General features: G+C 65.7%; 23 protein-coding genes. 9 read left to right on the forward strand and 14 right to left on the reverse strand.

All coding sequences use genetic code 11. From position 1 onward, the window contains the following. Positions 1-769: tryptophanase (locus tag VFF46_RS35200; protein WP_325041581.1), on the reverse strand; the 769-nt coding region annotated here is incomplete at its 3' end. A 278-nt stretch (positions 770-1,047) separates the two neighbouring features. Between VFF46_RS35200 and VFF46_RS35205 the strand changes: the two genes are divergently transcribed. From VFF46_RS35205 to VFF46_RS35215, 3 genes are all read left to right on the forward strand, one after another. Continuing rightward, positions 1,048-1,953 carry an AraC family transcriptional regulator gene (locus VFF46_RS35205; protein ID WP_325041602.1) on the forward strand — a complete coding sequence of 302 codons (906 nt, stop codon included), beginning with the start codon at positions 1,048-1,050 and terminating at the stop codon, positions 1,951-1,953. A 145-nt stretch (positions 1,954-2,098) separates the two neighbouring features. Then, positions 2,099-3,481, forward strand: coding sequence for a helix-turn-helix transcriptional regulator (locus VFF46_RS35210; RefSeq protein ID WP_325041582.1), 1,383 nt, complete (start codon positions 2,099-2,101; stop codon positions 3,479-3,481). 109 nt (positions 3,482-3,590) lie between these two features. Beyond that, complete coding sequence (locus VFF46_RS35215) at positions 3,591-6,179, forward strand: MFS transporter (RefSeq protein ID WP_325041583.1); 2,589 nt, start codon at positions 3,591-3,593, stop codon at positions 6,177-6,179. A 30-nt stretch (positions 6,180-6,209) separates the two neighbouring features. On the opposite strand, the gene neuC is transcribed toward VFF46_RS35215, so the two are convergent. Together neuC and VFF46_RS35225 are read right to left on the reverse strand one after the other, a co-directional pair. Continuing rightward, on the reverse strand, positions 6,210-7,376 hold the full coding sequence (neuC, locus tag VFF46_RS35220) for a UDP-N-acetylglucosamine 2-epimerase (protein ID WP_325041584.1): 1,167 nt from the start codon (positions 7,374-7,376) through the stop codon (positions 6,210-6,212). Then, entirely contained in the window at positions 7,373-8,494 is a 1,122-nt protein-coding gene (locus VFF46_RS35225; RefSeq protein WP_325041585.1) for a DegT/DnrJ/EryC1/StrS family aminotransferase, read from the reverse strand. The genes neuC and VFF46_RS35225 overlap by 4 nt, the downstream gene beginning before the upstream one ends. Positions 8,495-8,693: 199 nt before the next feature. Between VFF46_RS35225 and VFF46_RS35230 the strand changes: the two genes are divergently transcribed. Then, positions 8,694-9,962: a glycosyltransferase gene (locus VFF46_RS35230; RefSeq protein WP_325041586.1), complete on the forward strand. Its 1,269-nt coding sequence runs from the start codon at positions 8,694-8,696 to the stop codon at positions 9,960-9,962. A gap of 16 nt (positions 9,963-9,978) precedes the next feature. On the opposite strand, the gene VFF46_RS35235 is transcribed toward VFF46_RS35230, so the two are convergent. The 7 genes from VFF46_RS35235 to VFF46_RS35265 form a co-directional block, all read right to left on the reverse strand. Then, positions 9,979-11,535 (reverse strand): FAD-dependent oxidoreductase, encoded by a 1,557-nt coding sequence (locus tag VFF46_RS35235; RefSeq protein ID WP_325041587.1) that lies wholly within the window; start codon positions 11,533-11,535, stop codon positions 9,979-9,981. Then, positions 11,532-12,311, reverse strand: a complete 780-nt coding sequence (locus tag VFF46_RS35240; RefSeq protein ID WP_325041588.1) for a dipeptide/oligopeptide/nickel ABC transporter ATP-binding protein — start codon at positions 12,309-12,311, stop codon at positions 11,532-11,534. Before VFF46_RS35240 ends, VFF46_RS35235 begins: the two co-directional genes overlap by 4 nt. Continuing rightward, a complete protein-coding gene (locus tag VFF46_RS35245; protein WP_325041589.1) occupies positions 12,295-13,287 on the reverse strand; it encodes an ABC transporter ATP-binding protein in 993 nt (330 codons plus the stop codon). Before VFF46_RS35245 ends, VFF46_RS35240 begins: the two co-directional genes overlap by 17 nt. Continuing rightward, complete coding sequence (locus VFF46_RS35250) at positions 13,287-14,108, reverse strand: ABC transporter permease (RefSeq protein WP_325041590.1); 822 nt, start codon at positions 14,106-14,108, stop codon at positions 13,287-13,289. The genes VFF46_RS35245 and VFF46_RS35250 overlap by 1 nt, the downstream gene beginning before the upstream one ends. Positions 14,109-14,130: 22 nt before the next feature. Continuing rightward, entirely contained in the window at positions 14,131-15,099 is a 969-nt protein-coding gene (locus tag VFF46_RS35255) for an ABC transporter permease (RefSeq protein ID WP_325041591.1), read from the reverse strand. A gap of 46 nt (positions 15,100-15,145) precedes the next feature. Continuing rightward, on the reverse strand, positions 15,146-16,687 hold the full coding sequence (locus VFF46_RS35260; protein ID WP_325041603.1) for an ABC transporter substrate-binding protein: 1,542 nt from the start codon (positions 16,685-16,687) through the stop codon (positions 15,146-15,148). A gap of 203 nt (positions 16,688-16,890) precedes the next feature. Then, positions 16,891-17,535, reverse strand: coding sequence for a NeuD/PglB/VioB family sugar acetyltransferase (locus tag VFF46_RS35265; RefSeq protein ID WP_325041592.1), 645 nt, complete (start codon positions 17,533-17,535; stop codon positions 16,891-16,893). Positions 17,536-17,697: 162 nt separating this feature from the next. On the opposite strand from VFF46_RS35265, the gene VFF46_RS35270 reads away from it, so the two are divergent. Next, positions 17,698-19,263: an amidase family protein gene (locus VFF46_RS35270; protein ID WP_325041593.1), complete on the forward strand. Its 1,566-nt coding sequence runs from the start codon at positions 17,698-17,700 to the stop codon at positions 19,261-19,263. 30 nt (positions 19,264-19,293) lie between these two features. Here VFF46_RS35270 and VFF46_RS35275 read toward each other — a convergent pair whose 3' ends face one another. Next, positions 19,294-20,289: an SDR family NAD(P)-dependent oxidoreductase gene (locus VFF46_RS35275; protein ID WP_325041594.1), complete on the reverse strand. Its 996-nt coding sequence runs from the start codon at positions 20,287-20,289 to the stop codon at positions 19,294-19,296. Between the two features lie 177 nt (positions 20,290-20,466). Between VFF46_RS35275 and VFF46_RS35280 the strand changes: the two genes are divergently transcribed. Continuing rightward, positions 20,467-21,546, forward strand: coding sequence for a nucleotidyltransferase family protein (locus tag VFF46_RS35280; RefSeq protein ID WP_325041595.1), 1,080 nt, complete (start codon positions 20,467-20,469; stop codon positions 21,544-21,546). Positions 21,547-21,548: 2 nt separating this feature from the next. Continuing rightward, positions 21,549-23,366, forward strand: a complete 1,818-nt coding sequence (gene asnB, locus VFF46_RS35285) for an asparagine synthase (glutamine-hydrolyzing) (protein WP_325041596.1) — start codon at positions 21,549-21,551, stop codon at positions 23,364-23,366. Positions 23,367-23,421: 55 nt separating this feature from the next. Here the strand turns inward: asnB and VFF46_RS35290 are convergent, their stop codons facing one another. Beyond that, positions 23,422-24,240 carry an IclR family transcriptional regulator gene (locus VFF46_RS35290; protein ID WP_325041597.1) on the reverse strand — a complete coding sequence of 273 codons (819 nt, stop codon included), beginning with the start codon at positions 24,238-24,240 and terminating at the stop codon, positions 23,422-23,424. Between the two features lie 83 nt (positions 24,241-24,323). Next, entirely contained in the window at positions 24,324-24,608 is a 285-nt protein-coding gene (locus tag VFF46_RS35295; RefSeq protein WP_325041598.1) for a helix-turn-helix transcriptional regulator, read from the reverse strand. Between the two features lie 108 nt (positions 24,609-24,716). Between VFF46_RS35295 and VFF46_RS35300 the strand changes: the two genes are divergently transcribed. After that, a complete protein-coding gene (locus tag VFF46_RS35300) occupies positions 24,717-24,956 on the forward strand; it encodes a hypothetical protein (protein WP_325041599.1) in 240 nt (79 codons plus the stop codon). On the opposite strand, the gene VFF46_RS35305 is transcribed toward VFF46_RS35300, so the two are convergent. Further along, the gene (locus tag VFF46_RS35305) at positions 24,948-25,922 is read right to left on the reverse strand and encodes an NmrA/HSCARG family protein (protein WP_325041600.1); all 975 of its coding nucleotides are present in this window, start codon (positions 25,920-25,922) and stop codon (positions 24,948-24,950) included. The two genes, VFF46_RS35300 and VFF46_RS35305, sit on opposite strands and share 9 nt — an antisense overlap. 79 nt (positions 25,923-26,001) lie before the next feature. Between VFF46_RS35305 and VFF46_RS35310 the strand changes: the two genes are divergently transcribed. Next, positions 26,002-26,490 carry a MarR family winged helix-turn-helix transcriptional regulator gene (locus VFF46_RS35310; protein WP_325041601.1) on the forward strand — a complete coding sequence of 163 codons (489 nt, stop codon included), beginning with the start codon at positions 26,002-26,004 and terminating at the stop codon, positions 26,488-26,490. Positions 26,491-26,656: the final 166 nt, after the last annotated feature.

Raw genomic sequence — 26,656 nt, forward strand, 5'->3', positions numbered from 1 at the left:
CCTTCTTCAAGCTGGCCCAGCATCCGTCCGCCAGCGAGAACACCGCGTGGGCGACCTCGCGCGGGCTCCGATGGGACTGACCCGGCTCGCGTTCGGTGATCAGATACGCGTTCTCGGCGAACCGTGAAGCGTCCAGCAGCAAAAGGATTCGATGCTCGTCGCAGAGCCGCCGTACGGCCGCGACATTGGCCAGCGCCACCGGCTGCCCACCACCTGCGTTGTTGGTGATCGTCAGTACGACGCATCGCACGCGATGCCCGTCGACGCCGTCCAGCCATTCACCGAGCTGAGCGAGATCGACGTCGCCACCGAGCGTCGATCCCGACGCCTCGCCGACCGGCAGATCGACCGCCGTCGCGCCCGCTGATTCGACGGCGGCACGGGTGGTGTCGAAGTGGGTGTTGCTGATCGAGACCGCACCGGGCTCGAGCACGTTTCCGAGCAGAATCCGTTCAGCAGCACGGCCCTGATGCACGGGCATGACCTCGTCGTACCCGGTGAGCTCCCGTACGACGCTCGCGAAATGCTCGTACGACGTGGCCCCGGCGTACGACTCGTCGCCCGTGATCAGCGCCGCCCATTGCGCGACCGACATCGCATTCGTCCCCGAATCCGTCAGCAGGTCAACCGTGATCGCCCGCGCCGGCACCCGGAACAGGTTGTAACCGGCCGCCACGAGGGCAGCGCGACGCTCGCCGGATGTCGGAAACGGAATCGGCTCCACACTCTTGATGCGAAACGGCTCCATGAACTCCGGCACGGTCGTCATCCCTTCAAGCGGCTCAGACCTTGTCGTCCAAGTGTGCGGAAACCGCGTCACCTCCGGCAGGGGCCAGCCGGCTCGTGACTACGCCGTGAACTTGCCCGGTATCAAGGGGTGACGGTGCCAGTAGGGCGGTCTATTCTTTGAAATTCGGACTAGACCGTCGAGAGGGGGGACTGGTGCATACCTCGGCCCAGACTGGCGGCGGAGGGCGATCGGACAGCCGGCCGTTGGCGCGGTTCGAGCTGTTCCACTCCGATGATCTCGACGCTGTTCGTGATGCGGTGAGCCGGGTGTTCGTGCCGCACCGGTTGGTTCTGGCCGGACGATCGCGGCAGCTGGACGCGCGAATGCACACCCGGCGGGTCGGGAAGGTCGCCGCGAACTACGTGAGTTACGGCGCGGACGTGCTGATCGACCCCGGCGAACTGGGCTCGTTCTTCGTGGTGCAGGTGCCGTTGTCCGGGCACAGTCATGTCCGTGTCGGCACGGAAGAGGTCTTCTCGCTGCCGGGTGTGGTGTCGGTCGTGTCGCCCACCGAGCCGCTGAGCCAGCGCTGGTCGGCGGACTGTGCAGAGCTGATCCTGCGACTCGAGCGGTCCGAGGTCGAGGATCAGCTGAGTGGCATGCTGCAGGCTCCGTTGTCGGAGCCCCTGCGGTTTGCGCCCCGGATGAACGTCACCTCCGGCCGTGCACGGAACTGGCTGTCGACGTTCCTGGTCCTGGTCGACGAGCTGGACCACGCCGAGGACAGTCTCGTGGAGCTCGGGGCGTCAAGCCTCGGGGACAGTTTGATCAGGCTCTTGCTGACGGTGCAGCCCCACAACTACTCGGACAGGCTTGCCGGCCGGGCAGTGCCGGCAGCGCCGTCGAAGCCGGTGGCCACCGCACGGGACATCATCGAGAGCCAGCCTGAGAGGGATCACACGACCACGAGCTTGGCCCGTGCGGTCAGCGTGAGTCCCCGCACGCTGCAGAGGGGATTCGCCGAGCACTTCGGCGTCAGCCCTATCGAGTACCTGATCAACGTCCGGCTGGACCGGGCGCACCGCGAACTGCTAGCCGGCGAGCGTGACACGACCACCGTGCACGAGATCGCCAGCCGCTGGCGCTTCGCCCATCCCGGCCGCTTTGCCATCAATTACCGCAAGCGTTTCGATGAGTCCCCCTCGGAGACCCTGGCCAAATGAGCTGACGCAACGTGGACCAAGCGAGTCGTAATTCGGACACTCACCGCGCAGGTGCCGTTCGTAGTGTTGCCGAGCAGGGCCGGGTGGCACGATCCCACCCGGTCCAGCGGTTCACTCGAACGGACCGTCGCGGAGGGAGTCGCGAATGGACTCGAGCGCTCAGGAGACGATTGCGCAACTGATCAGGCGCGCACGGGAAGACCAAGGTCTGAGCCAGACAAGGCTCGCGAAAGAACTCGCCACGCTGTCCGGGCGACATACCATCAATCGCGACCTGATATCGCACTGGGAACGCGGAGCACAGATCCCGAGAGCCGAAACGAGACAATGGCTCGCTGTCTTCTTCGGCATCCCGCAGGAACAGTTCGAGCAAGCGGCAGCGCTGTCGAAGCGCCGTACGAAGACCGGCAACGCCGTGGTGGCTCACAACGCGCCGACGAAACCAGGCCTGGCTCGCCGCGCCCAAGGAACCCCAGAACTCCTGCCTGTACTGCGTTCCCGGGTGCAGGCCGGGATCCTCGCCGCCGTACTCCTCAACCCGGACCGCTGGTTCTCCCTCAGTGAACTGGCCGAAACGGCCGGAGCTGCCCTGGCATCCGTCGACAAGGAAGTCCGACTACTGGAGACCTCCGGCATCGTCAGCGGCCGAACCGAAGGAACGATGCGCCTGTACCACGCCTCACGCGTAGGTCCCGGACTCGCGCCCTTGATCGACCTCGTCCGCCTGACGTACGGCGTACCGCAAGTAATCGGTGAGGAGTTCGGGAGCGTCGAGGGCGTCGGGCGACTCGTCCTCTCCGGCATGTGGGCCGAACGCTTCGCGGGCATCCCAGGCGCGGCGCCGGAAAGTCTCGAACTGATTGTGGTTTCCGGAGAGCGGGTGGACCCGGACGAGCTGCGCCTCGCCGGAGACCGCGCAGAGCAACGGCTCGGACGTCCGGTCCGATGGCATCTGCGCCCGACCGACGACCGCAACACCACCACGACGCCGACCCATTGGGGACGCCGACCTGTCGTCGAAGTCCGTCTGGTCAGACCTGCCGATTCCGCCCGCGCCCGCGGAGAGGCCCCGGTGGGCCACGATGCGATAACCCACCTGCTCGACTCAGGCCAGCTCACCATGACGAACGGTCCTGACGCCCAGGCCGAACCATCGCTGGAACTCGCCGAACAACACCTCGGAGCAGCCGAGCAGATAGTCGCCGAAGCGCCTCAGTCAGTCCACCTGCTCCTGGCCGAGGCAGCCCAACTCATCGCCACCGGACTCCTGGCCCACCAAGGCCTCCGGGTCGCCCCGGCAGCCCACCCCAACACAGCCGGCGAAGCAGTAACCGCCCAATTCGGCCACCAGTACTCACACGTCGTCCAACTACGCGAACGCTCGGGCGCCCTGCGCCTACGAGCCAACCGCCTGACCCCCGAGGAAGCCCAGATCACCACCGCCACGCTCCGGGCCCTGCTCACCGACGCGCGGTCCAGGATCCGCCAGCTCCCACTCTTCACCCCGAGGCCGACCAGCGACAACTGAGGCGTAACTCGCCGCCTGGTATCGCCGGTGGCCCCATCACGACACTTCAAATCGAACCAGTGGAAGTGGATGGCCGAACTGTGGCAGTCGCCTTGAGGATCGTGACGCGATGACAGTCAGCGAGAGCATGGCTCACGCAACGAGGCTGCGGAAGTGGTTCGGGCTGGGTGTGCTGTGTCTTGCCGCGCTGCTGGTGTCGGTGCACGCCTTCGTGTTGTTGCTGGCGGTTCCCGCGGTGACAGCGGCGCTCGGCGCGACGAGCACGCAGCAGTTGTGGATCCTGGACATCTATGGATTCGTCGCGGCGGGTCTGATGATCACGATGGGCAACTTGGGTGATCGGATAGGCCGTCGCCGACTGCTGTTGGCCGCGGCTGTGGTGTTCGGAGTTGCTTCGGTTGCGGCGGCGTACTCGGCGAGTCCTGGAATGCTGATCGGCCTCCGCGCGGCGCTGGGTGTTGCGGGTGCTGCGATTGTGCCGTCTGCGTTGTCGTTGATCTCGACACTGTTTCCCGACGAGCAACAGCGGGCGAAGGCATTGGGCGCATTTGGCGGCTGCATCACTATGGGGGCCGTGCTGGGCCCGATCGTCGGTGGTCTCCTGCTCGACAGCTTCTGGTGGGGATCGGCCTTCCTGATCGGTGCACCCGCGATGTTCGTCTTGTTGGTGCTGGGTCCGTTCCTGCTGCCGGAGTATCGCAACGAACAGGTCGGGCGGATCGACGTAGTGAGCGTCGTCCTGTCGCTGTCCGCAATCCTGCTGGCGATCTACGGTCTGAAGCGCCTGGCCTCGCACGGAGCCGGCACGATGTCCGTCGCTCTGCTCCTGATCGGCGGACTGCTCGGCTGGACCTTCGTACGGCGTCAGAGATGCCTGTCTGACCCGCTGGTCGACGTACGGTTGCTCACCCGGCGAACCATGAGCGTCACGCTCGGCAGCATGGCGTTGTACGCGATGCTTTTCGGAGGCGTGATGGTGTTCCTCACGCAGTACTTCCAGTTGGTGAAAGGCATGACCCCGCTGAAGGCCGCCATCGCGCTGGTCCCTGGCATGATCTGCTCAACCATTGCTTTTCAGCTGGCGCCGTGGCTGGCTCGATGGGTCCGGCCGGTCGTGCTGATCTCGGCCGGCATCGCCGTCACTGCTGCCGGGATCGCCGCGATGGCGCTGACAAACTCGACGAGCACCCTGGTGGTTGCGTTCGCGATCGCCTGCCTCGGCGGAGCGCCGTTGTCCACGCTCGGCACCAACCTGGTCATGGGTGCGGTTCCGCCGGAGGAGGCCGGGTCCGCGAGTGCCCTGACGCAGACCGTCATCGAGCTCGGATTCGCGACGGGCATCGCCGTACTGGGCAGCGTCGTCATTGTGACTGGCTTCCACGTCGCCGCGGGAATCTCTGCGGTGGCTCTGTCCGGTGTGTGCATCATGCTGGCCCGAACCCTTCGTGCCCTGCCCGTCTTCGACAGGAATCATGTGAACTGGAAGGGCCGAACCATGTCCGTTGCAGTCCCGGACCGCCGAATCACCGCCATCACCGCCGAAAGCACCGGCTACCAGAATGCCGGTATGGTCACGGTCGACCTGGCCTTCGAGTCGATTCGCAAGCGTCTCGGTCGTGAGGTAGTCGTCGGGTGGTTCACCATGCACCTGCCGTCGGTGGGTCGAATGCGACCTTACCTCCGCGAAGGCGATCTGCCGTTCAGACCGCAACTGCTCGAGCATCCCGGCTTGCCGCCGGACACCGTTCGGGTGATCTGGGGCGATTTCCTCCAGGCCCATCACTATCTCGAACAAGACGCGACGCTCAAGCTGCTCAAGCACGGGCGGGTCACGGACCGCGCGGCGGCCCGGGATCTGCTCCACCGACTGCTGCTTCTCCGCGACGAGCCGGCAGAGTCGCTGCAGCGCACGGTGCTGTACGGCAGCACGCTGCTGCACAACACCCAGTCGGATTTCCGGGATTCCGGCTACTCGCGTGCATTCTCCCGGCTGGTTGCCGAAAGCCACGCCATCTGGCTGCGCGATCCGATTTCGGTAGCCAAGGCCGGACACCTCCGGGATCCGGACAGACCTCCGCTGTTCGGTGCGGATGCGGCACTGCTGCTGGATCCCGAAGAAGTCGACGCGCTGGAGCGGACGGGATGGGCCGACGCGATCGAGGACCGAGCGGCCGGCGTCTTCGTCGGCGAGCGGACCGAGACGCCGTCCTGGTTGCCGCACTTCTGCGAGGAGCTCGCGGCCCGGACGGAGGTCCGGCTCGACTGGCTTCCCTGGTCGGAAACGCGACCGCCCCGCCAATTGCCGGTCGATGTCCGCCGGGCCCCTGCGATGCTGGGCGATCTGCTGGCGGCACTACCGCGGTACCGCTTCATCGTCACCGACACGTATCACCTATGCGTCAACGCCTGGCGGGTCGGCACACCCGCGGTGTGCCTGGCCGCGCCGCAACCAGGCCCATCGCAGGACGGACTCCTGACGCTGAACGACTGGAAGAAGCACGTGTTCTACGCGTCGTACGATGCGATGGACCTGTACCTGTCGACCAGCCTCGACCCGGACGACGTCGAGCACGACGTGGAGCGTATTGCGGGCTTCCTGCAGGGTGGCGGGTTCGAACCCGTCGTGGCCCGGATACGTCAGCATGCCGAACGATCCCGGGATGCGCTCACGAGCACTCTCAGCTCCATGCTGCGATGACGCTCGCGGATCCGAGGGCCGGCGTACCCGTCAAACCTCCAGGTCGCGGAAGCGCTTCTTGGTGACCTTCTCGAGCGGGATGGTCTTGATGATGTCGAGAATCCTTCCCGCCGCGTACCCGTCACCGTACGGCGACTCGCCCGTCCTGGCTCGCGCTCTGTGCTCTGGGGTGAGCGCCAGCTGAATGGCGGCGAAGATGCTCTCGGCGGACTCGCTGCAGTTGATGGTGGACTCCGATGTCGGCCGGCCCTCCTGACGGGAGCCGATGTTGACGGTGGGCGTGCCGAGCGCCGGTACCTCGATGAGTCCGCTCGAGGAGTTCCCCACGACGACATCGGACTGCTTGACGAGGCTCAGATAGGTGCGCTGACCAAGCGACGGACGCAAGACCGTCCGGCCGGGACGACGCCGGACGAACTGCTGGAGTTCCTCGCCGGCGGTCGGGCCGCCGAGGTCGGCATTAGGGCCTGTGAAGACGAAAGTGCCACGTCCGAGACGGTCGAGCGCGGCCAGCAGGCCCTTGACGCCTGCTCGACTGGCGGCTGGGTCCGCTGTCGCTGGGTGATAGGTCACAAGGACCGTCGGCGTACCGAGGTCGATGTCCAGCACCGCCGACACCTCGGCCCTGTTCAGCAGCTTGGTTGTTCGCACGGTATCGAGACCCGGTGAGCCGACCGTGTGCACGCGCCGCGGATCCTCGCCCAGCTGGACGACCCGGTGGCTGAACTCCGCGGTCGCGGTGAAGTGCAGATGAGAGAGTTTGGTGATCGCGTGCCGCATCCCCTCGTCTGTCGAGCCGGCTGTGACCTCACCCCCACAGATGTGAGCGATCGGTATCCGCAGAAAGGTCGCCGCCACCGCGGCCGCCAGCACTTCGTAACGGTCTCCGAGAAGCACGACGATGTCAGGTGCGATCCGCTCGAGCGCTCCGGCGTACCCCATCGCACCAAGCCCGAACGAGGTGGCGACGCCCACCGGGGTATCACTCGCTACGAGCATCGGAACGTTCTCGTTGATGGGAAAACCGTCGGCCGCAACCGCGTCGAGCGTCATCTCTGGCTGGGGAACGAGATGCGATCCGCTGACGAGCACCCGCAGATCGATCGCGGGATCGTCGTGGAGAGCATGCAGTACGGCTGTGAGCGGCCCGTAGTCGGCCCGCGAGCCGGTGAAGACGCAGACCCGCCGTGCCGTCATCCGTTGTCCGCGAGGGCCGAAGCGAGTTCAGTCGAGACTCTCCGCTGCTGCTCTGGTGTCAATTGCACCGAGCTGGGTAAGGAAAGACCCCGCTGATGCAGGCTGTCCGCGACGCTGCCCCGCAACCGAGGGGTATAGGCGTACGGCGGTTGCCGATGAATCGGTCGCCAGACGGTTCGTGCCTCCACGTCGACGGACGCCAGCCGCGCGACAACGGTGTCAGGTGCTTCAGCATCGAGAAGTACGGAATACAGCCAGTACGTCGGATCCGCCCACTCACAGTGTGGCGGCAACCTCAACGGGAGCTCACCGAGCTGTTCGGCGTACCGTCGAGCGATCGCACGCTTCAGTCTGATCCGCTCGTCGAGCTGTTCGAGTTGTGCGACACCCAGCCCGGCGGACAGGTTGCTCAGCCGGTAGTTGTAACCCACTTCGTCGTGCACGTACGACGAGGCCGGCACCTTCGCCTGAGTGGTGAGATGTCTGGCCCGGGCCGCGAGATCCGGGTCGCCCGTCGTGATCATTCCACCGGCTCCGGTGGTGATGATCTTGTTGCCGTTGAACGAATAGCAGCCGAGATCACCCACCGTACCGGCCGACTTGCCGGCAGGCATGCCGCGGTACCAGGTCGCGCCGAGGGCCTCAGCGGCGTCCTCGACGATCCGGATTCCGAACCGGTTCCGTAGCTCGAGCAACGGCTCGATGTCGGCCGGATGGCCGAGGACATGGACGACCTCGACGAGATCGGGAATCCGGGCACCACGTGCCGCCTGACGGATGACGTGATCGCGCAGCAGCTCGGTATCCATGTTCCAGGTCCGCGGCTCGCTGTCGACCAGCAGTACGGTGGCGCCCGTGTAGCTGACCGCGTTGGCCGAGGCAATGAATGTGAAGTCCGAGACTGCGACGAGCCGGCCGACTCCCGCACCGGCAACCCGCAGTGCGACATGCAGCGCGGCTGTTCCGCTCGCGCAGGCGACTGCGTAGGGGGAGCCGACCCACGCCGCGAACTCCCGTTCGAACCGATCCACGAACGCCCCGACAGACGAGACGTACCCGCTGTCCAGGCATTCCTTGAGATAAGCCGCCTCATTGCCGTCGAAGCTTGGTTCGCTCAACCGAATCACCGTGGACGCTCGCCTCCTGTCGTACCTGGTCCGCGTGATGCACGCTGCCAGAACGGCCGACAGCCGGCCAGGGGACGCATTACACCGGGACAGGCGAAACAAGCCCTCCTGCCCGAGGCGTCGGAGATTGCCAGAATCGAGGTGGCTCCGACTCGTCGTCGGTCTGGCAGAAGAGGACCCAGGAGGCTTGATGGATGTGCTGATCCTGACGCACGGTACCCGCGGTGACGTGCAACCGTTTGTGGCACTCGGATGTGCACTGACAGAGGCGGGTCACAGCGTCCGCATCGGAGCACCGGCAGCCTCGGAGCCGCTGGTGCGGTGGTACGGCCTTCGGTTCGTTCCCATCGCCGACGGACCGAACAGATTGTCGGGCGACCCGATCATCCGCGAGGCCTACCAGACGAACTACCGCGGACTGCGGGGAAAAGCCGTGGCGATCCAGCTCGCCCGCAAGTACCGGCCGATGATGGAGGAGGTACTGGCCGATGTGGCAACTATCGCCGCAGAAGGCGCCGACGTCCTGGTGCATCACGTGATTCTGCCGGGCCAGCAGCTCGGAGAATGGCTGGGGATCCCGGCCTTACCGGTCTGTATGCAGCCTTTCTGGGCGCCTACATCCGCGTTCCAGAACCCCATGCACGCGCTGCGGATTCCGAGAGCGTTCTACAGGCTGAGTTATCGGACGTCGAACCTCTGGTACCAGATCCTGTCGGGACGCACCAGGCGGTGGCGACTCGAAACGCTGCGGCTGCCGATGCGTCGTGGTTTCCGTGATCTCCTCCGCGGACCGGACGGCCGTCCGGTCCGGCTCCTGCAGGCGTTCAGCGCGCACGTGCTGGCGCCACCGCCTGTCGACTACCCGGCCTGGGTTCGCACCACCGGCTTCTGGCGCCTGCCCGCACCGCCTCGCTGGAGTCCTCCGCGCAAGGTTGCTGACTTCGTCGAGGGTGATGTCCCGGTCGTCTACGTCGGATTCGGCAGTGTGCCTGGCGTCGACTCGGAGCGAACTGCCCGGATGATCGGCGAGGCCGTGCGGCTGGCCGGAGTACGCGCGGTTGTCGCGACGGGAGGGAGCCGCACCGAGATGAGTCGTGACGAGGAGGACATCGTGGTCGCGAAGGACATACCGCACGACTGGCTCTTCAACCGGGTGTCAGCCGTTGTGCATCACGCCGGAAGTGGAACATCGGGCGCTGCCCTCGCGGCTGGGCGGCCGCAGGTCGTGTGCCCGTTCATGGGTGATCAGCCCTTCTTCGCCCAGAGAATGTATGACCTCGGCGCGGCTCCACCTCCGCTGCCACCCCGCGACCTGAACCCCACGAAGTTGGCCCGCGCCATCGACAAGGCTGTCAACGATCCAGCTATGACCGCTGCCGCCCGAGAGCTCGGAGGCCTGGTCCGCGCCGAAGCGGGCGTCGACGACGCCGTGAAGGTCATCGAAGCCACCCGCAGCTAGACTCGCCGTCCTCCGATCACGTCGTGCACTGAAGGATTTGTCCTCTGTCGCTGAGGCGCGAACGCAAGGTGTCGATGTTCACGTCTTGCACGCTGCTGGCCTGCTGAACCGCGAGCGCGGCCGCCACACCGGCGGATTCACCGAGAATGCAGAAGGTCGGCTCCATCCGGATAGCGGCGTAGGCGATGTGCGTCGCGGACAGACTGACCGGAACGAGGAGATTGAGGCAGTCGGATGCCCAGGGCGTGATCGCGCGGTACGGAACGTCGAACGGCCGGCCGGTGCCGATCTCGCCGCCGATGAACATATTTCCCTCCGTGGCGACCCCGACTTCAGAAGAACCGGGGCGAGGGCACGCGTAGCGGCGCGCTGGGTACGTGTCCACGCCGTACAACGCCAGGCCAACCCCGTCCTCGACAGCGGTGCGGTTGAGAACGTCGTCGTGGGTGAGGGTGTACCTACCGTGCATCCGCCGGGCTACCCGGACATAGAGCTGGTTCGGCCAGCCCTCGGTCTCCGGATGCATTGTCCGATCGAGCCCGAGGGCCGCGGTCTGCTCGCGGAAGTCAGCGGGGATGCGTGGGTCGGTGCTGAGGAAGTGATGCAGCCCGCGGAGATAGTCGATGTGCATTCGCCAGATCGCCGAGCGAGTCGCCCAGCCGCCGTCCTGATAGTGACGGCTCACACCGAGAGGTGCGTTGGTGACCAGGGACTCGCGCAGATAGTTGTATTCGCCGCCGTTTTGCAGCCAGCCCGGGAAGATCCCGCTCAGTCGCTCCAGAGCTGTGCCGTCGTCTGTGCCCATGATGTACTCGGCGTATCGCCCGACGAGTTCGTAATGGCTGGCGCGATACCCCGGCGGCGGCGTCAGCGGTACGGCGCGCCGTGGGTCCGTGGTCAGGTAGAAGCGAAAGTTGTATGCCTGGGTGTAGTCGTCACCGGCTCCGATCGGTTTGCCGTGGTCCGTGTCGATCATCGGGATCAGGCCGGACTCGGGGCGGCCGGGCTCGACGTACGGATCGATCGGAGTCCAGTTCGTAGGCTCACGGACGCCCGCCGGCTCTTCCTTGTACTCATCGGCCGACTCACGCCCCGTCCGGTAACTGACTCCGGAGGCGGCCATCAGGTCGCCCTCGTACGACGCGTCGACGAAGAACCGCGCCTCGATGTCCACGCTGGAGCCGTCCACGAACGTGGCCGCGGGAACGCCCCAGCGATCCAGCGGCGCACCGCCGAACCGTACGGAGGCGATTCGTCCGTCCTGGCGCTGGACGGCAGCGACGCGATGCTCGAGGACGACGGGAATGCCTTCGTCACGGATCCAGTCGGCGAAACTGGTGCGAATCTCCGGCGGAGTGTTGCCGAACCCGAACACCTTCCGGCGAGTCAGCCCGCCGACAGCTTCCGGCATCGCACAGTCCTGCTGCGGCTTGATCCCCGCCCCGAGGATTCCCCCGAGCCACCGATTCGGCTCGACGAGCACTACGGAGGCTCCCTCTTGCCGCGCTGCAACGGCCGCGGCGCATCCGGCCGGGGTTCCGCCGTACACGCAAACATCGACTCTTCGGATCATCGATTCCTGTCTTCCTGGGTCAGAGTGACTAGTTCTGCCGCGGCCAGGAGTTGCCGGGTGTACGGCGTTCCCGGGTCGCGGAGCACCTCGGCTGTGGATCCTGCTTCGACGATCGACCCGGACAACATGACGGCGATCTGGTCGCAGACCCTGCTGACGAGGGCCAGGTCGTGGGACACGACGACCAGCGTGAGCCCGAGTGTCTGCCGAAGCTCCATCAGGAGATTGAGCACCTGTGCCTGGACCGAGACGTCCAGTGCACTCGTGGGTTCGTCCGCATACAGGACCTGCGGGCCGACCAGCAGTGCTCGCGCGATCGCGACCCGCTGCACCTGTCCGCCGGAGAGTTGATGGGGGTGCCGATCGAGTATCCCGGCGTTGAGGCCGACCTGCTCGAGACGATCGGCCAGCTCGCTTTGCGATGGAGTACGACGTTCGAGCGCCTTGACCGGCTCTGCGAGCGCGGTGGCCAAGGACATCCGCGGATCGAAGGAACTCGCCGGATTCTGGAACACCAGCTGGTTCTGCTTCCTGAACGTCCGGCCATCCTGCCGAAGCCAATGGCTGACGTCACGATCCTGGTAGCGAACGGCGCCGGCCGGAGCAGGGACCAGACCGCACATGAGTCGGATCAACGTCGACTTACCGGACCCCGACTCACCGACCAGCCCCAGCGTGGTGCCCTGCTCGATGCGCAGGTCGATGTTGTCCAGTGCCGGCGCCTGGCCGGTCCGGTACCGGTGCGAGAGACGCGTGGTCTCAACGATGTAGCTCATGTGCTTCGACTCCACTACAGATCGCAGGATTCCAGCATCGGAAGGAATGGCCGTTGTCCGAATCGGTGACGGCCGGTTCCTGAGCGCAGGCGTCGACCGCGTGTGGGCAGCGATTCCGGAAACGGCAGCCGGAGGGGAACTCCCCAGCGGCGGGCACGCTGCCTGCGATGGTCGTGAACGGTACGCCGAGCAGCTGTCCCGATTCGGCAAGGCTGGTACTGGCCGGGCTGGCGGCGATGAGTGCCTCGGTGTAGCGATGACGCGGGTGCCGCACGACTTCTTCGACCGGACCGGACTCGACCAGCCGGCCACCGTACATCACCGCTATCCGTTCGCTGACAGCCCGTACGACGCCCAGGTCATGGGTGATGAACAACAACCCCATCTCATGTTGCCGGCTGAGGTCCAGCAGCAACTCGAGAATGCCCTGCTGCACCGTCACGTCCAACGCGGTGGTCGGCTCGTCCGCGATCAGCAGCCGTGGGTGGCGTGCGATCGCCATAGCGATCAGAGCCCGTTGCCGCTGTCCTCCCGAGAGCTGGTGCGGGTACCGCCTTGCCAGGCCTTCGGGATCCGGTAGCTGCACCTGCTCGAGCAGATCCAGTACCCGATCCCGGACATCGTGCCGCGGGATGCCGGCCCGGATCCGTACGGCCTCAGCCACCTGGCGGCCGATCCGCATCAGCGGGTTCAGCGCCTTGAGCGGATCCTGGAAGATCATGCCGATCTCGCTCCCGCGAACCGTTGCACACTCACGGTCCGACATGCCGATCAGCTCACGACCGTCCAGCCGGATCGATCCGCGGACAACCGCCCCGGCCGGCAGCAGACCTGCGACGCTCGTTGCCATCATCGTCTTTCCTGAGCCCGACTCGCCGACCAGTCCGACGCGTTCGCCCGGACTGATGTGGAACTCGTCGACGGTGAGGACGCAATGCGGCCCGATACTGACGGAGAGATCGTGGATGTCGAGCATCAGGCGGTCACCGCTTTCGTCTGCACATGGGGGTCGAGCAAGGAACGCAGTCCGTCGCTGAGGAAGTTGAAGCCGAGTACGGCGGTGGCGATGGCGACACCCGGCAGGATGATCAGCGACTCGGAGACGCCGAGGAAACTCTGTGCTTCATTGAGCATGCGTCCCCACGAGACCGCGGGCGGTTGAGCACCGACACCGAGGTAGGACAGGGCTGCCTCGAGAAGCACCGCCGACGCGAACATCACCGAAGTCTGGGCGAGAACGAGAGGCCCGATGTTGGGGAGCACATGCCGGAAGAGCACGAAGTGTTTGCTCCGGCCGTAGGCGAGGGCTGCCTCCACGAAGTCGAGCGCGAGCACTTGCCTGGCCGGACCGATGGTGACCCGGGTGGCCACCGGTACGAACCAGGTGATGATGGCAACGATCGATGTCGTGTTGCCCGGACCGATGGCGGTCGCCAGGACGAGCGCGAGCAGCAGGCCAGGTAAGGCGATCCCGATGTCGGTGATCCGGCTGAACAAGCTCCGCAAGGTGCGGTGGCTTCCAGCGATCAGCAGACCGAAGACGGTTCCCGGCACGATCGCGGCGACGGTGGCGATACCCGCTACCACCAGCGAGTTCCGTGCTCCGGCCATGATCATGCTGAGGACGTCCCGGCCGAGGCCATCGGTGCCCAGCAGATGGCCGGAGGAGCCCATCGGGGCGAGCCTGTTGGCCACGTCGATCTCCCCGGGGTCGTACGGTGTCCACACCAGCGACAGCAGTCCCGCGCCGAGAAAGAGTGCGAGCAGGGCTGCACCGATGACCAAGGACGGAGTCACGCCTGAGCGCTGTGCGCGCCGATCATTCGACATGTGTTGCTCGCTTCTCGGAGTCACGGATCCGCGGATCCAGAACGCCGTAGGTGATGTCCATCAGAAAGTTCAGCGTCAGCACCATCAGCAGGATGACGAAGGCGACTGATTGAACGACGATCGCCTCGCGGCCGTTGATCGCCGACACGAGCAGGCTGCCGAGCCCGGGCAGGGTGAAGACGTTCTCGGTCACGACGGTGCCGGCCAGTAAGCCGCCGAGGGTCAGCGTTCCGACGGTCACGATGGACACCGACGCGTTCCGAACGCCGTGGACGAGTACCGCGCCCGGGAGCGTTCGCCCCTTTGCCATCGCCGTACGTAGGTACTGCTCGTCGAGGACGTCGAGCATCGCCGACTTGATGTATCGCGTAAGAACGGCTGAAACGAAGAGCGACAGCGAGGCGATCGGCAGCACGAGACTTCGGATCGTCTGCACAGGGTCCTCCGACCACGGAACATAGCCGCCGGCGGGGAACCAGCCGAGGCGAATCGAGAAGAGGCTGATCAGGACGAGCCCGGCCCAGAACGTCGGCACCGCAAGTCCGAGCTGGGTCAACACGTCGACGACGCCGCCACGCATCGTCCGGGCGCGCATGGCGGAGTACGAGCCGGCGGCCACCGAGACGATGACCGAGATCGCCATCGAGCCGAGCGCGAGGATGACCGTCAGGCCCATCCTGGACTGGATCTGCTGGGAGACGTCATAGCCCGCGGCGTACGACTGGCCGAGGTTCCCCCGGAACAGGTCGCTCAGCCAGGCGGCGTACTGGACGACCTCTGGCCGGTTGAGGCCGAGTTGTGCCCGCAACTCGGCGAGGGACGCCGGCGTCGCCGTCCTCCCGAGGATGACGGTCGCCACGTCGCCGCCCAGTAGCCGCAACAAGAGAAACACGACCACCGAGCCGGCGAGAGCGGACGCAGCGAGTAGAACAGTAGATCTCACGAGCAGCCAGCGCATCGGCGCTCCCTTCGTAGAGCGGATTCTGAGAGCCGTTCGGGAACTGTCAGCCGGCGCCCCAACGGAGGCCGCGCAGATCGATCTCGCTGTTCGACGCGAAAGGCTTGGAGCCCTGCAGGCCGGTGCGGTAGAGGGACGTCACATCTGTTGTCCAGGCTGGGATGAGGTAGGCACGTTCGGCGTCCTTCTCGACGGCTTCACGCCTGAGGTTCGCCCATTCGGTCCGGTCGAGGGCCCGGTCGGCGCGAGCCAGCAGGCTGTCCATTTCCGGATAGCAGTCCTTGGTGAAGAATCCCGGGCAGGTCCAGGCGTCGATCTGTTGTGGACCGGAGATGTGTGTGATCTGGTATTGGGCCTTCGTCAGCACGCGATCCAGGTAGGCAGGGAACTCGAGTGCCTGGGCCTGCACCTTGAACCCGGCGCGTTGCAGCCCTTGCGAGATGATCGCGACACCGGCCTCGGTTCCGGCGAGATACGTGTAGTGCAGTGTGAGTCCCTGTTTACCGGCCTCGGTCAGCAGTTGCTTGGCCTTCGCCGGATCATGGGGGTACGGGCACTTGTCGCTCCTCCAGGGCTCGTTCGGCGGATTGACGAAGGTGCAGGCCGGTTCGCCGCTTCCCGTCGTGCCGTTGATGAATGCCTGCCGGTCCAGGGAATAGGCGACCGCCTGCCTGACGCGCGGATCAGCGAAGGCCGGGTCGGTTGCGTTGAGGCTGAGGTAGACCATCTCCCGGCCGGAGACGACGCTCTTCGTGAAGCCCGGCGTCCTTGTAATGCTGTCGATCTGTGCTTTGTTGCCCCCGAACGCTCCGATCATGTCGACGTCGCCCGCGCGCAGGGCGTTGACGGCTGCGGACGGATCCTTGATGAACCGCCACGTGATCGTCCTCAGCGCCGGCTTCGTCCCCCAGTACCGGTCGTTGCGGACCAGGTCAACCTCGACACCGTTCTTCCAGTCGCGGAAGGCAAACGGCCCACTGCCTACCGGGGCCTTGTTGAGGCTGTTGGCCGAGCCGCGCGGGATGACGAGACCGCTGTCGGTCGACATCGCTTCGAGGAAACGCTGACTCGGTGTACTCAGAGTCACCTTGACTGTTCGGCTGTCGACTTTCGAGACCTGTTTGACAGCCTTCAGCCGGGCGGCGACGTCCTGAAGCTTGGTGGTTCTGCTCTGTTCCAACGAGTAGACCACATCGTCCGCGGTCAGTGCCGATCCGTCGCTGAAGACCGCCTTGCGGATCTTGAACGTGTAGACGGTTCCGTCGCCGCTCATCGTGTACGACTCCGCGAGCAACGGAACCAACGTGCCGTCCTTCTTCTTGTCGAGGAGAGGTTCGAGCACGTTGAGCATGAGCAGCGAACGGATCGCTGTCTCCGGGTTGCGCAGGTAGTTCCAGTCGGATGGTTCCTGCCCGAATGCGATGGTCAGGCTGTCCTTCGTTGCCTGGGTGCTGCCGCCGCCGCGCGCGGAGCCGGCGCACGCGGCGGTCAGCAGTGCGATGCACAGCGCGATGACGATCGATGCCAGGAACCCTGGTGATCGCCGGGAAATACGATGGGACGAACGTGGTGCACGGTCGTGGTTCATCACTGACCCCACCTCCTCAGGGCTGGAGTTTGCGCGGAGCTCCACAACGGCCGGGGTCGGTGATGCAGCCTGCGTTCGGCAGGCGATCGAGGGCGTCGTCGTGGTTCACCAGTTGAACTTCGCGTTTCATTCCAGTGAAGAGACGCCGTCGCTCTCTGTCAATGTCGCGAGGCGGGGCAGATGCGCAGGGCCGATCGGCCAGCTCATGGTCCGTCGATGCGTGTGGCCGGTACGCCGGCGACACGGGCCTCGGGTGGCACGTCGGCGGTGACGACGGCGCCCGCGCCCACGGTCGCGCCCGCTCCGATCGTGCGTCCGGGGAGGACAACGGCCGCCGCGCCGATGAAGGCAGCGTCCTCGACGACGACGCCGCCTCCCAGCACGGCAAGCGGACTCAGTACTACGTGGTCGCGGACGACGCAGTCATGCCCGACGACTGCGTTCGCGTTGACCAGGACATGCCGGCCGAGGCGGGCATCCGCCTGAATTCGTGCCCCGGGCAACACTATTGCTCCCATCCCAACGGAAACCCCTTCGTCGAGGGTGGTCGCAGGGTGCGTGAGCGTCGCGGGTTGCCGATTCCAGTTGGTCGCCAGCGCATCGACTCGGCGTCGCGATGCTGGGTTGCCGATGGCAATCACGTACCTGGCATCGGTGAAGGCCAGTGCCTCGTCACCACCGAGCAGCGGGGAGCACCCGTTCGGGTGCGGCGCGGTGCGTACGTCGAGATAACCGACGATTCGATAGGGGGAGCCCGCAAGGGTGTTCACCAGGGACCTGACCTGTCGGGCCACGGCGCCCGCGCCGATGACGACGAGTGCCCGGCTCGGGCAGCGTTGGGCAGCCATGGCTGCGATCGTGCCGATCGGGCCGACCGGATGCCAGAGGGCCTGTTTCGCCTGGCCGCAGCGAGACCCGACTGGGGACTGTATTGCCTAGTGAAACGGGAGTTTCTATTATGGCCGCACTGGTGGCTGCACCAGCGCCTGCCGTGCGGGGAGAGACGTCATATGTGGACAAATCAAGCTGATGAGCGCCGGCCTCTGGTTTCACCTGCGCAGCTCGACGTTGCGGCTGTCGCTGCGGAACTCGGTCTGGATCTGGCTCGCGAGGAGATGCGAAGTGTGCAGGCCGGTGTCGACAGGAACCTTGCGCTCCTGGGAGAGTTCCTGGCGGACCACGCGCCGAGCGATCCGCCGAGCGGATCCGTCCGCGACGGTCGCCGGACGCGGCTGCTCCCCGCTGCGGACGACGACCCGCTCAACGCATGGCTGTCGAGGTGTTCGATCAGTGGATCCGGTACGGGGCTGCTGTCCGGGTCGACGGTTTCCTTCAAGGACACGATCGCCGTTGCCGGCGTACCGCTGACGTGTGGCGTCGAGGAGATGGACGATTACGTCGCGGAGTTCGACGCGACTGTGGTCCGTCGCGCCCTGGAGGAAGGTGCGACCGTCGTCGGAAAGAACACCGTCCTCGGCGGATTCGGTGAAGTGGATGCCGGACACAGGCCACAGAATCCGCATTCGCCGGATCACCTGACCGGCGGCAGTTCGGCGGGATCCGCCGTGGCCGTTGTGTCCGGTGATGTCGACGTGTCGTTCGGAGGGGACCAGGGAGGATCGATCAGAATTCCAGCGGCCTGGTGCGGTGCGGTGGGCATGAAGCCGACGTTCGGACTGGTGTCGAGTTTCGGTGTGGTGAGTGGCGCAGACCAGAGCTTCGACCATGTGGGGCCGATCGCACGGACGGTTCAGGACGCGGCGGCAGCGTTGCAAGCCGTTGCAGGATACGACCCGCTGGATCCGCGGCAGGGCCGCGATGTGCCGACGAACATCGACGTGCTGACACAGCTGGGTGACGGCATCTCAGGTCTGCGGATCGGTCTTCTGGACGAAGGATTCGTTGGTGTCGACGAGGGCGTGGCTTATTGGGTCCGGACCGCGGCCGCCGTCCTGGGTAGGGCAGGAGCCGAAGTCTGCAAGGCGTCGGTTCCCCAGCATCTTCAGGTCCTCGCGCCATGTCTGGCCCTCGACGCCGAGAGTGCGCGATTCATGCGAGAAGCCGGGCCGCTGGGCGTGGCCTCGCGGACGTGGTACCCACCGAGTCTCGTCGAAGCACTGAATCGCGCCTGGGCTGATCACGTCGCCGAGGCGCAGAAGTACTCCGTGCTCATGGGCGAAGCGACCCGAAGGGCCTATCGTGGCCGTGCCTACGCTGTTGCGCAGAATGCGCGGCCTGCGTTCGTAGCTGCCTATGACCGCGCATTTGAGGACTTCGATCTGCTGTTGATGCCGACGACGCTCTTCACGGCACCGCTGTCCGCAGGGCCGGTTCGCACGTTTCTCGATTTCCCGACGGTCGCGCACACACTGGGACTGACCAACACATTGCCTTTCAACTACACCGGTCATCCAGCGCTCGCGATCCCGTGTGGGACATCCGACGGCCTGCCGGTCAGCTTTCAGTTGGTCGGACGCATGTTTGACGACGGACTCCTGTTGCGGGCCGGATACGCGTTCCAGGAATCTGTCGACTTCGACGCCATCACAGCAGTCGCGAGTCCGGATGCCGGCTAGTCGCCATCCGATATCGATTCGCCGAATGCACTACCAGTGATATCGCTTGGCGTGCTCGGCATCGACTCTCGGCGCCAGCCAGGCGGCCGTCTCGGCAAGTCCTGCCTCGAGCGACCACGATGCCCGCCATCCCAGGTGGGTGCTTGCGCGGCTCGGATTCGACTGCAAGACCTGCACCTCGCTCGCCTCCGGACGGGTTCGTTCTGACTCCGTGATCACCTCCGCCTCGACACCGGTGACCTGGCAACAGAGCGCGAACAACTCGCCGATCGACACTGCTCGACCTGTCCCGAGTTGTACCAGCGCTCCCGGTGGAAGGCTGGATCCGGCGATCCGCACGAAGCCGTCGACCGTGTCGCTCACATAGGTGAGGTCGCGGCGCGGCTCGAGGCTGCCGAGCCTCACCTGCTTCGCACCTGACAGCAGTTGCGCCAGTATCGTCGGTACGACAGCCCGCGCGGACTGTCGCGGACCATAGGTATTGAACGGCCGGAGCGTCAGAACGTCCACTCCGAAAGACCTGGCATATGCCTGGCACAGTTGGTCGGCCGCGACTTTGGTTGCCGCGTAGGGGGACTGCGCGCGAACTGGGTGATCCTCAGCGATCGGTACCGACTCCGGTGTCCCGTACACCTCGCTGGTCGACGTGTTGATCATGCGGACTCCGCCGGCGTCCCGGACGGCCTCCAGAACATTCAATGTGCCGGCGGTATTGGTCTCGACGAACGACTCCGCGGCGCGATAGCTGTAAGGGATGGCAATGAGAGCGGCGAGATGGAACACGATCTCAACGTCTCGTACTGCGTCTCGCACCGTGCGGGCGTCCCGAATGTCACCGAGCTGAAGGTCGAGCCCGGCGAGTTGCCGTGCGGTGAGGTGGTCAAGCCATCCGTAGGAGCCCTCGGAGTTGTACCCGCAGATTGCCCGGACCTCGGCCGCCTCATCCAGCCGCCTTTCGACCAGGTGGCTGCCGATGAAGCCTCCTCCTCCGGTCACCAATACGCGCTTGCCCGCAAGTCCAGTCACGATTCTCCCGGGGATGCCGTACGCCTGCCGAGTTGTCGTGCCTCATCGTTCCCGAGTTCCGTCGCTGGAACCAGGAGGTCCTTTCCGCCGAGCTCGATTCTGTCTTCCCGACGCGTCGCGGGTGAGCCTGAATTCGTCCCCTGTCACGCATTGCCCGGTTCTGCAACGCTCGACGGCGTGGTGATCCTGGTCGGCCGTGAATCGAGGGAGACGATGCATATCGCTGAGGTGCTTGTCGCCGAGAGGGACCCGATACGTGCGGTTCTCAAGGCGATCGACCGGGTCGGCTCGTCACGTGCGTTCGTTACGGACTCGTCCGGCCGGCTCGTGGGTGCGATCTGCGAGCGCGACATCCGGAAGGCACTGCTCGCCGGTGCCGGACTCGACTCACCGTCCGCCGCACTCGTGCGGGATGCCGGTGTCGTGACGAAGCCGGAGGTCGGACGGGCGGAAGCGCTCGATCTCATGCAGGCCTTGGGGCTGCGGGAGTTGCCGGTGGTCGATCAGGACGGGCGGGTCGTCGGAGTCCACACCGACTGCGTGCCCGCGGGAGTCCAGCCCCGGCACAACGCCGCGGTCATCATGGCCGGCGGCAGGGGATCCCGGCTCGCCCCGTTGACGGAGCATGTTCCCAAGCCGATGCTGCGGGTCGCAGGGCGCCCGATCCTCGAACGGCTGGTGCTGCATCTCGTCGGCGCAGGCATCAGCCGGATCTTCATCTCGCTCAACTACCTGGGAGAGATCATTGAGGAACACTTCGGCGACGGCGCCCGCTTCGGTTGCCGGATCGAGTACCTGCGTGAGGATCGAAGCGTTCCGCTTGGCACGGGTGGCTCCTTGCGGCTGCTGACGCAGTACGGCGACATCGCGGAACCGCTCCTGGTGATGAACGGCGATCTGGTGACCGACTTCTCCGTCGGCGACCTGCTCGACGCTCATGCCGGCGAAGGCGTGGCAGTCACAGTCGCGTCCGTCCAGTACCAGCATCAAGTGCCGTTCGGCGTACTTGAACAAACCAATGGTCGCCTGGTGCGTCTCGTGGAGAAACCTGTCCCCACGTGGCCGGTGAACGCGGGGATCTACGTGCTCGAGCCCGAGCTGATCTCGAAGATTCCGAACGGGCGGTTGTTCCCGATGACCGATCTGCTTGATCAGTGCCTCAAATACGGCTGGCCTGTCGGCCTCTGGCCACTGCAGGAGCACTGGCAGGACATCGGCCGGCCCGCCGACCTTGCACGTTCACGAGGCGAGGGATAACCATGTGCGGCTTTGCCGGCTGGCTTTCACAGGGGCGTGACCTCACTTGCGAACACGAGACCATCGCGGCCATGACGGCGACGATGGCCTGCCGGGGGCCGGACGAGTCGGGCGTGTGGACGACACCGCAGATCGCCCTGGGGCATCGCCGGCTCGCGGTCATCGACGTACCTGGTGGTAAGCAGCCCATGAGGGTGGAGACGCCGGCCGGCACCGTAGCCCTGGTGTTCGCCGGCGAGATCTACAATTTCGTCGAACTCCGGAGACAGCTGGAGCAGCACGGCGAGAGGTTTCGTACAGACAGCGATACCGAGGTGTTGCTGCGCGGCTACCTGTGCTGGGGCGACGACGTCGTCACCCGGATGAATGGAATGTTCGCGGCGGCGATCTGGGACGAGTCACGGCGGCGGCTGGTCCTGGTCCGCGACCGCCTGGGCGTCAAGCCGCTGTACTACTTCCCGATGCCGGACGGGGTGATCTTCGGGTCAGAGCCGAAGGCCGTCCTGGCCAATCCTTGCGTGGAGCCCGCGGTGGATGCTGACGGTCTCCGCGAGCTTGTGGAGCTGACACAGCGACCTGGTTGGTCGCTGTGGAAAGGGATGCGGAGCGTCGCACCAGGCTCGCTCGTGACTGTCGACGAGTCGGGTATCCGGACTGCGCAGTACTGGCGGCTTCGCGCGTCGCCGCACACTGATGGCCGGCAGTCCACCGTCAACCGCGTGAAAGAGCTGTTCTCCGACTCGGTACGACGCCAACTCGTGTCCGACGTCCCGCGATGTGTCCTGCTCTCGGGAGGCCTGGATTCGAGTGCGATCACTGGGGTCGCGGCGGGTCGGCTTCGTGGTTTCGGCGAACAGCTCCGGACGTTCTCGGTCGATATGGTCAGCGGCACACACGGGTTCGTTGCGGACCGGCTTCGTACGACGCCCGACACGCCGTACGCCCTGGAGATGGCATCACACGTCGGATCCCGGCACGAGATCGTTCAGGTGAACGCGGACGAGCTGGCCGATCCGGAGGTACGGCGGGCAACCGTGACTGCTCGGGACGGGCCGGCATTCGGTCAGCTGGATGCATCGCTCTACCTGCTGTTCAAGGCCGTCCGGAGCGAATCCACGGTGGCGTTGTCCGGCGAGTCCGCTGACGAGCTGTTCGGCGGATACGAGTGGTTTCACAGTCCCGGTATCGCGACGGCCGGAACATTTCCGTGGCTGGCGGCCTCGCACGCCGGCCGGACCACCCGGGCGCCGGTGTTCTCTCCGGACCTCGTGCGCGCACTCGATGTCCCGGCGTACGTCGCGGATCAATACGCGACCGCGGTCGCCGAGGTGGAACATCTCGACGGTGAGTCCGAGGACCGGCGGCGGATGCGCGTAGTGTGCCACCTCGCGCTCCGCCGGTTCCTGCCGATGTGGCTCGAACGCAAGGACAGGATGTCGATGGCGGTCGGTCTCGAGGTCCGCGTACCGTTCTGTGACCATCGCCTCGTCGAGTACGTGTACAACGTGCCCTGGGCGCTGAAGACCTTCGATCACCGGGAGAAGAGCCTGCTCCGGCATGCGGTCGCGGACGTGCTTCCGCGGTCGGTGGCGACCCGCGTCAAGAGCGCCTATCCGTGGACGCACGATCCGGCCTACGAGTCGATGATCCGCGCGCAGGCGCAGGAGCTGGCCCACGACCGGTCGGCGGAGGTCTTCTCCGTCGTCTCCCGCGACTGGTTGCGGTCAGCAACGTCTCGATCGAACAGTACGGCGTCCATCGAATGGCTGCTGGACCTGCATCACTGGTTCGACCTCTACCGGCCGTCAATCGTGATCTGACCACCTTCTCCGCATCGCGGCTGCTCTTGTGGACAACTGGAAGCAGAGCGGTAGGTCACTCGGCGGGAGGCTCGTCGCCCTGGGACGGGCTGAGCGCGAGCTGCTCGGCCACCTCGATCAGGGTGTGCGCGGTCTTCTCCACGTCACGCATCGGAAAGCGCGCTTCGGGCGCGCTGACGCTGAGCGCTGCCGGAAGGCGGGTGCTGCGGATCGGAACGGCGACACATCGGCCGTCGGGGTCGTGTTCGCGGTTGTCGACCGCGTAGCCGAGGCGCCGTACCTTGGCCAGCTCTGCCAGGTAGTCGTCGATGGTGGTGATGGTGTCGGGCGTTCTCCGCGGCATTCCGGCCTGTTCCAGGAGCTCGCGGACCCTGGTTTCCGGCAGGTGTGCGGCGATCGCCTTGCCGAGTGCCGTGGAGTGCAAGGGGTCATGACTGCCCCGGGTCGAGGACAACCGGACGCTCCGCCGGCTCTCGATGACCTCGAGGTAGGTCACCTGGGCACCGTCGAGCAGGCCGAGGTTGGTCGTCTCGCCAAGGGTGTTGCGAAGCCGCTCGAGGGAAGGGCGGACGCGCTCGCGGAGTACTTCGAGTTGCCGGGACTGCATGCCGAGGAATCCGAGGCCGAGGCGGTAGAGTCCGCTGTCGTCGTCCCGCTCGACGTAACGGTGCTTCTCGAGCGTCCACAGGTAACGGAACGCCGACGACTTGGGCAACTCCGCGGCGTCGGCGACCTCTTTCAGCGTGACACCGTCGACCGATTCCTGCAGGAGATTCAGGACGGCGCAGACGCGCTCGATGGCACGGACCCCGTACTCCCGCTCTTTCGCCTGGGAAGTCTTGCTGGCCAGCAGACTCACCTCTATCTCGCCCATCAGCCCTTGACGTGAATTAGATTTCAAGTTTCATTGTACGAAACCGGCGTGGTCCACAGTCAGGGGGCCAATTCTGCCGGCTATCAGGTAGCGCGCCTCCGGTGCGGCTGCGCGAGTAGTTCCGTCGGTGGTGTGTCCGGCTGGAGTCTCTTGATCAGCGTGCCCGGGTCGATCTCGAGGACGTAGGCGATGTCGAGCAGCGTGCTGAGGCTGGGTAACGCTCGGCCGTTCTCGTAGTTGCTGATCGCCGCGACGGTGGACCCGGACTGGTAGGCGAGGTTGAGCTGGGTGAGCTTCTTCGCCTGGCGTTGCTTTCGCAGGCGCTGGCCGAACTCCTGAGCGGCGGCGGACACGGGTGGCTGGGGCACGCCAGTACCTTGATTGAGCAACCAGAAATCCACTATACATATTCGGACAACCAGAAATCAGGTTATTCATTTCGATAAATTCTGGCGCAGTATCTGGGAGGTGCCCCGGTGGACGGCGGTCCTGATATCGACGTAGTGCTCGCCGAGGTGGCGGCCAAGCACGGGCTGGATGTCACCGACATCCCGGACGCGGTGATTGCGGTCGGCACCGGTCTGCTGCACGAGGCCATGCCGCTGCTGCGCGGGCCTGAGTTCGACACTCACGCCCAATGGCTGCCGGTCCTCGCCGAAGCCTTTGTGGAGTGGGCGCGTCGCGAGCACCGGCTGGCATCGGAATCGTCAGCTTAGTGACGCCGCCAGCTCGGCCCTGTGGTGCTCGAGCCACGTTGCGAAGGACTCCAGCTCCGGGTTCAGCTCGCGGACCTTCGCAAGGTCGCGGGCGCCGGTGAACTCGTCGTGGTTCTCGGCGTAGAACTGGAACATGTTGGCCATTTCGACGGCCATCGGGAACGGGTACTCGCGGTACTCCTCGACGGCCGGTGCGTGGTACATGACCTTCTCGCCGAGGGCCTCGGACAGGGCTTCGGCGTACTGGGTGCCGGTGAGGTGGTCGCCCGCGATGCTGATGGTGGCGCCAATGAGATCGGGGCGCTTCAGGATCGCGAACGCGCTCCGGCCGATGTCCTCGGACGCAACCCCGGACAGCCGCCGGTCGCCCATCGGGAACGTGATGGTCAGTTGTCCGTCGGTGGTGCGGGTGGGCGGCATGGCGTGGAGGAACGCGTCGAAGTAGAAGGTGGTTCGCAGGAATGTCGTCGGTACACCGTACTTCGTGAACAGCGCGTCCGCCTCGCCCTTCGCGTCGAAGTGGGGGACCTTGTAGCGGCCGTCGTCGAGGCTCGGTACGTCGTCGCGCCCGGCGAAGAACAGGCGCGTGTCCTCGAGGGTCGACCAGACGAGGTGCTGTACGCCGGCGTCGCGGGCGGCCCGGGCCGCGGTCTCGGCCTGATCCAGTTCCATCTCGGCGCGGGTGCGTGCGGCCTCTTGCTCGGGGGTCAGCGGCGCCCAGTAGTTCGTCACCACGTAAGCGCCGTACGCGCCGTCGAAGGCCGACCGTACGCTCGCCTCGTCGTCGAGGTCGGCCGCGACCACCTCGGCGCCGGACGCCGCGAGCTCCTGCGCCTTGGGGGTGTCAGGGTTCCGGGTCAGCGCCCGTACGGCGTACTCGCCGAACCGGTCCGCGAGGATCGCGCGCACGACCGCGCCGCCCTGTGCTCCGGTCGCGCCGACGACGGCGATCAGCTTCTTGCTCATATCCGGTCACTCCTCGAAGAGTTAGGTTGATGTGTCAACCCTAACGTCTCGGGTTGATGTGTCAACCCGTGCGGGTAGGATGGACGACGTGAGTAAAGGACCGTGGCTCGACGACGGCGAGCAGAAGGCCTGGCGCAGCTATCTGCTGATGCAGCGGACGCTGGAGACGCATCTGGAGCGGCACCTCCAGCGGGACTTCGGGCTGTCCAAGTCGGACTTCGAGATCCTGGTGAACCTGTCCGAGTCCGAGCACGGCCGGATGCGCGCGTTCGAGCTCGGCCGGGCGACGCAGTGGGAGAAGAGCCGGCTGTCGCACCACCTGTCCCGGATGGAGAAGCGCGGCCTGATCCGCAAGGAGGCCTGCGAGTCGCGGTACCCGGAGATCGTCGTCACCGCGGCGGGTCTGAAGGCGATCCAGGAGTGCGCGCCGGCGCATGCTGCGCGGGTTCGGGAGTTCATCGTCGACGTGTTCGGGCCGGAGCGGTTCGCGATGCTCGGCGAGGCCGCGGACGAGGTCGTCGAGGCGGTCGGCAAGCACTGTGCGACCGACTGCGCGCTGGAGTCCTGAGAACTGGTCTCAGAGATCTTTCAGCAGAACTTGACGGTGGCTTGAGCTTCTCTTGGAGCGCTGCTGAAGTGCCTCGGCCGAGGCTTGGGGCATGGTCAGAACAGATGAATCCCAGCCCAGCCGTCCGCGCTGGTTGCGCCGCGCGTCGGCCGCCGCGATAGCCACC

Source organism: Kribbella sp., from assembly GCF_035655035.1.
GTDB lineage: Bacteria > Actinomycetota > Actinomycetes > Propionibacteriales > Kribbellaceae > Kribbella.

Coding starts and splice junctions, on each gene's coding strand:
- VFF46_RS35310 (WP_325041601.1), top strand. CDS start 26,002: ATGGACGACGTGAGTAAAGGACCGTGGCTCGACGACGGCGAGCAGAAG.
- VFF46_RS35210 (WP_325041582.1), top strand. CDS start 2,099: ATGGACTCGAGCGCTCAGGAGACGATTGCGCAACTGATCAGGCGCGCA.
- VFF46_RS35255 (WP_325041591.1), bottom strand. CDS start 15,099: ATGCGCTGGCTGCTCGTGAGATCTACTGTTCTACTCGCTGCGTCCGCT.
- VFF46_RS35240 (WP_325041588.1), bottom strand. CDS start 12,311: ATGAGCTACATCGTTGAGACCACGCGTCTCTCGCACCGGTACCGGACC.
- VFF46_RS35305 (WP_325041600.1), bottom strand. CDS start 25,922: ATGAGCAAGAAGCTGATCGCCGTCGTCGGCGCGACCGGAGCACAGGGC.
- VFF46_RS35230 (WP_325041586.1), top strand. CDS start 8,694: ATGGATGTGCTGATCCTGACGCACGGTACCCGCGGTGACGTGCAACCG.
- VFF46_RS35290 (WP_325041597.1), bottom strand. CDS start 24,240: ATGGGCGAGATAGAGGTGAGTCTGCTGGCCAGCAAGACTTCCCAGGCG.
- VFF46_RS35260 (WP_325041603.1), bottom strand. CDS start 16,687: ATGAACCACGACCGTGCACCACGTTCGTCCCATCGTATTTCCCGGCGA.
- asnB (WP_325041596.1), top strand. CDS start 21,549: ATGTGCGGCTTTGCCGGCTGGCTTTCACAGGGGCGTGACCTCACTTGC.
- VFF46_RS35215 (WP_325041583.1), top strand. CDS start 3,591: ATGACAGTCAGCGAGAGCATGGCTCACGCAACGAGGCTGCGGAAGTGG.
- VFF46_RS35270 (WP_325041593.1), top strand. CDS start 17,698: ATGTGGACAAATCAAGCTGATGAGCGCCGGCCTCTGGTTTCACCTGCG.
- VFF46_RS35245 (WP_325041589.1), bottom strand. CDS start 13,287: ATGCTCGACATCCACGATCTCTCCGTCAGTATCGGGCCGCATTGCGTC.
- neuC (WP_325041584.1), bottom strand. CDS start 7,376: ATGACGGCACGGCGGGTCTGCGTCTTCACCGGCTCGCGGGCCGACTAC.
- VFF46_RS35235 (WP_325041587.1), bottom strand. CDS start 11,535: ATGATCCGAAGAGTCGATGTTTGCGTGTACGGCGGAACCCCGGCCGGA.
- VFF46_RS35265 (WP_325041592.1), bottom strand. CDS start 17,535: ATGGCTGCCCAACGCTGCCCGAGCCGGGCACTCGTCGTCATCGGCGCG.